Raw genomic sequence first — 2,012 nt, forward strand, 5'->3', positions numbered from 1 at the left:
CTTTCCTCACGCATAACACTCCCGCACCCTACTCACAACAATTTTTTTCGCCTTACTTGTGATACGGTTCAGCGCGAATGATCTTAAACTATCCTCCCTCTATAAGGATTCGCTTTTCTCTTGAATACTCTCTTATTCTTAGGATTTCGATGTTCTGCAAAAAGTGAAGACAACTTAGCTTTGGAACCATGTTGAAGAAGAAGAAAAATCTGGGGCGGTTAAAGCAAAAAAGGAGCATTCACCTAGCCACTTGTTAACAAAAAGTGGTTAATTAGGTAAAGTATGATCGCACCTATGGATCTCTACTTGTCTCATGGAGGTCAACCCTCCCATGTCTCACAGAGTCTACGCTCCCACATTCCTTCATTCAACCTGTCCATGAGGTAGAGGTCGGATATGCTGCCCGACAGGATCTTCGTCCGTATGATAGTTGTGTTCCGACTTATCCGTGCTTCAATTGTCTATGATTTGCTTTTCATTTCAATCCTAAAAGAAAAGAGTTTTCTATGATTTATGCTGCAATTGTTAAACCAGCGAATCGAGGGATATCCTGTAACATCTTTACTTCACTGAATTCATGACCTTTTTTCAAAATGCCAAATAAGATTCGAATTAATTTATTACAAAGTGCGATCAATGATTGCATTTTCTTTAGTGGATTATCTGGGCGCTTCGTATAGTATTGATGCAGCGCTTTAAAGGCCTGGTTTTTCGCGACCAGAGGCATAATAACTCGGAATAACAGGGCTCGAAGCTTCTTTCTTCCCCTCTTTGTTATCTTTGACTGTCCTTTATGCTTGCCGGATGTGTTCTCCCGTAAGTTCAGTCCTGCGAGCTTTACGATCTGTTTCGGATGGTGGTAATTGCCTATGTCACCGATCTCCGCTAGAAAACCAGCTACCGTATTTCTGCCGATTCCTTTAATGGCTAACAGCCGATTTACACCTGGTATTTTCTCAACTAATTCGTCAAGCTTTAAATGAAGTTCATCAAGCTTACCCTGAATGAGTTGGTACTGTGTAAGCAGTAGTTGAAGCTCCATTTTGGCTAGATCCATACCCTGCTTAATGCCGACAGAACGGCTAGCTGCCGATTTCAGGGCCTGTATTCGCCCCATACCAGCCCCACGTTTTGCTACTTGTCTCAGATGTCTAAGCAAGAACTCATCCGATAACGTTACGAGTTCACCTGGCAACATACCCAGACTTAGCATTTGGATAGCTGACTTACATTCCCAATCCTTGAACACCGTAAGGAACTCAGGGAAGTAGCGATCTAGCCAGTTATGAACACGCCCTTGTACAACGCGCAGGTCAGTAGACAGGTGATCGCGAATTTTCATGGCCTCACGTAATTCTGCATAAATGCCTTGAGGAATATTCGGTACGGCATATCTCCCGTCTTTGACCAGCTGTGCGATGACTTTGGCGTCCTTCACGTCATTCTTAGTTGGAGAGTTGTCATCCAACTCCTTACTTTTCTTTACATGCAATGGATTCACAACGCCGCATGAAATATGATGCTCCTTCAGGTAATGAACGAGATTCAGCCAATAATGGCCGGTTGGTTCCATACCGACTAAAACATCTTTGTATCCGTGTTCCGACATGATGTTCCGGAACCAACTTACGAAGCACTCGAATCCTTCTAGGCTGTTCTCAAACGTAATTGTCTTCCCATACTCGACTCCGCGGAAGTCTTGTGCCCTGGCCACATGTTTGAATTTGGCGATATCTACGCCAACAATTAATGTAGCTGAAGTAATTTGAGTTATTTTCTGATTTTGAGTAGAATTCATAGTGTAGTCTCCTTGGTATGTTTTTTGGATCCGATCGCTGGCCAGCAACTGGGACCCATAAACATCATACCAAGGAGTCTTTTTATATTTCAAACCTCATATTTCTACATAATAGGAATGCTGCCCGTTCGTATTATGAGGTCACCAGATCTTTCTGGTCGACCTCTTTTTTGTATGGTCGTAAGATTACGGTAGCCGGGGATCGAACGATTCT

General features: G+C 43.1%; 1 protein-coding gene. It reads right to left on the reverse strand.

The window, feature by feature from the left end; translation table 11 throughout:
• Positions 1-511 precede the first annotated feature (511 nt).
• Positions 512-1,798, reverse strand: a complete 1,287-nt coding sequence (locus G519_RS0138160) for an IS110 family RNA-guided transposase (protein WP_029199002.1) — start codon at positions 1,796-1,798, stop codon at positions 512-514.
• Between the last annotated feature and the right edge of the window lie 214 nt (positions 1,799-2,012).

Origin of the sequence: Paenibacillus alginolyticus DSM 5050 = NBRC 15375, from assembly GCF_000422905.1 — a bacterium.
Classification (GTDB): Bacteria; Bacillota; Bacilli; order Paenibacillales; family NBRC-103111; genus Paenibacillus_E; species Paenibacillus_E alginolyticus.